Source organism: Promineifilum sp. (SeqCode) (assembly GCF_041918635.1).
Taxonomy (GTDB): domain Bacteria; phylum Chloroflexota; class Anaerolineae; order Promineifilales; family Promineifilaceae; genus Promineifilum.
In genome coordinates, this window is sequence record NZ_JAYRVJ010000260.1 from 1 (window position 1) to 2844 (window position 2844).

The window sequence follows — 2844 nt, forward strand, 5'->3', positions numbered from 1 at the left end:
ATGTACACCGCGCCCGACCTTTTTTTACGAGAAGTGCTAAACTTCCTGGCTGAACCAGAGTAAGGTCTGAGGAGTCGTCTATGAGCGATAAACAACAAACACTTGCGCTGCTGACCGATGAATTCAACTACTGGCAAACCCACCTCGCCGTCCTCACCGAAACCGAACTCACCGCCCGTCAATCATCTGGTCTCTCTATCAAGGATGTCCTGGGCCACCTGCACGCCTGGCAGCAGCTCTCCATCGCCCGCCTCGAAGCGGCCCGGCGCGGACAGGAGCCGATCATGCCCGACTGGGTGACGGGGCCGGACCCGGACGCGGAAGAAGACCTCGAACAGTTCAACGCCACCATCCACGAGACCTACCGCCAACAGCCCTGGCTGCGCGTCCACGAGGCATGGCGCACCGGCTTTCTCCGCCTCCTGCAACTGGCCGAGGCGCTGCCCGAAAGCGACCTGCAGGACGCCGCGAAATACCCGTGGCTGAACGGCCACGCTCTCCTTGACGTACTGCAAGGTTCTTACGAGCATCACGTCGAACACCGCGACGCATTCTCGTAATCTGCGAAATCTGCGGATCTCTTCCTCTTCATGCTAGAACCACCCGGCATCCCCACTGCCCACCTCATCGCCCACCTCCACGACACCTACGGCCTGCGCGCCGCCCAACTCGACTTCCTGCCCCTCGGCGCGGACGTGAACTCAGCCGTCTACCGCGCCGCGGCGGACGACGGCCGCGCCTACTTCCTGAAACTCCGGCGCGGCCCACTGGACGAACTGAGCGTGCGCATCCCCGCCTTCCTGGCCGAACAGGGCGTCGAACACATCATCCCACCGCTGCGCGCTGCCGGCGGTGGGCTGTGGACGGCGCTGGAACCGTTCACCGTGACGCTCTATCCATTCGTGGCCGGCGCGGACGGGTACGAGGTCACGCTGTCGGAGCGCCAGTGGGTCGAACTGGGCGCGACACTGCAACGCATCCACGCCGCCCCCCTGCCCGCCGACCTGCGGCGCGCTCTGCCGCGTGAGTCCTTCTCGCCACAGTGGCGCGAGCAGGTCAGGGGCTACATGGCGCTAGTCGGTGAAACGTATGATGACCCTATCGCCGCCGAGTTGGCTGCGTTCTTGCGGGCCAACGCCGATACCGTGCGCGAATTGGTCGAAACCGCGGAGCAATTGGCACATGGATCGAAGAAATCATCCGCAGATTTCGCAGATTACGCAGATTTTGTTGGGGATATGACGAGGGAATGGGTGCTGTGCCACGCCGATATCCACAACGGCAACGTCCTGATCGGTCAGGACGGGACGCTGTACGTGGTGGATTGGGACACGGCCCTCCTCGCGCCGAAGGAGCGCGACCTGATGTTCGTAGGCGCGGGCAACCTCGGCCGGAACCAGCCGGAGGAGCGCGACTGGTTCTACCGCGGCTATGGGGCGACGGCCGTCGATCCGGCGGCCCTGACCTACTACCGCTGCGAGCGCATCGTCCAGGACATCGCCGCCTTCTGCGAGCAAATCCTGGCCACCACCGGCCCCACCCCCGACCGCGCCCAGGCCCTCCGCTGGCTCAAGAGCCAATTCGAGCCGCACTGCGAGGTCGAGATCGCTTTGTTAGGGGCTAGGTTCTAGGGGTTAGGGGCTAGGGAAGAACGTCTTCCCCCAGTCTCGTGATGAACTGAATTTACCCTTTGCTGCAAACGTTCTAGGAATGAGCGTTCGTCCCCTAGCCCCTAGAACCTAGCCTCTATCTTCCCCCTTGACATATTCCCATATAGGAATATAATATCTATATGGCACGCTCGGCAACCACCTCCGATGTCTTCAACGCCGTCGCGGAACCGCAGCGCCGCCGCATCCTCAACCTGCTCGCCCAGGGCGAGCTGTCGGTCAACGACATCGCGCGGTCACTCGGCATCCGCCAGCCGCAAGCCTCCAAGCACCTGCGCGTCCTCAAAGAGGTCGGCCTCGTCAGCGTGCGCGACCATGGGCAACAACGGCTGTACCGGCTGAACAGCGCGGCGCTCAAACCCATCCACACCTGGGTGAGCGAGTTCGAGCGCTTCTGGAGCGAGAGCTTCGACCGCCTCGACGACTACTTGGCCGAATTACAACAGAAGGAGAAAGGTGATGAATCAGGTGAATGAAGCGACGACGGACGTTTCCGAGCGGGAACTGGTCATGGAGCGCGTCTTCAACGCGCCGCGCGAACTGGTCTTCAAGGCCTGGACGGAGCCGGAGCACCTCGCCCACTGGTGGGGGTCGAAGGGCTGGACGCTGCCGGTCTGCACGGTAGACCTGCGGCCGGGCGGCGAATGGCACTACTGCATGCGCGGCCCTGAAGGCGAAGAGTCCTGGGGTAAGGCGACTTACCGCGAGATCGTTCCGCCGGAGCGATTGGTCTACGTCGATGCCTTCTCCGACGCCGAGGGCAACGTGAACCCGGCGCTGCCGCAGATGGTGATCGCGGTGGAGTTCTTCGAGCATGAGGGCAAGACGAAGGTCGTCAGCCGTAGCTTGTTCGCCACGGTCGAAGAGCGCGATACGGTGCTGGCGATGGGCGCGGTCGAGGGGATGAACGAGACGCTCGACCGGCTGGAAGCGTACCTGGCCGGGGAAGAAGGGTAATCCGCAGATTGCGCAGATTAAGAGAAAGAGGCTCACGCAAAGATCGCCAGGAACGCAAAGAAAATCTATTTGCGTTCTTGGCGTCCTTAACGCTCAAGGAGAAAGAACCATGTCTAAGTTAACCGTGATCGCAGAGCCGGGCAAGCAGGAGCTCGTTATCACCCGCATGTTTGACGCGCCGCGCGATTTGCTGTTCACAGTGATGACCGACCCGCAA

4 protein-coding genes are annotated in these 2844 nt (G+C 62.3%); all 4 read left to right on the forward strand.

Annotated elements, in window-relative coordinates:
* Positions 1 to 80 precede the first annotated feature (80 nt).
* The 4 genes from ACE3UY_RS08720 to ACE3UY_RS08735 all read left to right on the forward strand — a co-directional run bounded on the left by ACE3UY_RS08720 (position 81) and on the right by ACE3UY_RS08735 (position 2627).
* Positions 81 to 560, forward strand: coding sequence for a ClbS/DfsB family four-helix bundle protein (locus tag ACE3UY_RS08720; RefSeq protein WP_374687155.1), 480 nt, complete (start codon positions 81 to 83; stop codon positions 558 to 560).
* A gap of 30 nt (positions 561 to 590) precedes the next feature.
* Positions 591 to 1631 carry a phosphotransferase enzyme family protein gene (locus tag ACE3UY_RS08725; protein ID WP_374687156.1) on the forward strand — a complete coding sequence of 347 codons (1041 nt, stop codon included), beginning with the start codon at positions 591 to 593 and terminating at the stop codon, positions 1629 to 1631.
* A gap of 161 nt (positions 1632 to 1792) precedes the next feature.
* The gene (locus tag ACE3UY_RS08730) at positions 1793 to 2146 is read left to right on the forward strand and encodes an ArsR/SmtB family transcription factor (protein ID WP_374687157.1); all 354 of its coding nucleotides are present in this window, start codon (positions 1793 to 1795) and stop codon (positions 2144 to 2146) included.
* On the forward strand, positions 2130 to 2627 hold the full coding sequence (locus ACE3UY_RS08735) for an SRPBCC domain-containing protein (protein ID WP_374687158.1): 498 nt from the start codon (positions 2130 to 2132) through the stop codon (positions 2625 to 2627). Before ACE3UY_RS08730 ends, ACE3UY_RS08735 begins: the two co-directional genes overlap by 17 nt.
* Positions 2628 to 2844 lie beyond the last annotated feature (217 nt).

Bases quoted from the DNA above. Each gene is read 5' to 3' on its own strand.
- ACE3UY_RS08730 (WP_374687157.1), top strand. From the start codon at position 1,793: ATGGCACGCTCGGCAACCACCTCCGATGTCTTCAACGCCGTCGCGGAA.
- ACE3UY_RS08725 (WP_374687156.1), top strand. From the start codon at position 591: ATGCTAGAACCACCCGGCATCCCCACTGCCCACCTCATCGCCCACCTC.
- ACE3UY_RS08735 (WP_374687158.1), top strand. From the start codon at position 2,130: ATGAATCAGGTGAATGAAGCGACGACGGACGTTTCCGAGCGGGAACTG.
- ACE3UY_RS08720 (WP_374687155.1), top strand. From the start codon at position 81: ATGAGCGATAAACAACAAACACTTGCGCTGCTGACCGATGAATTCAAC.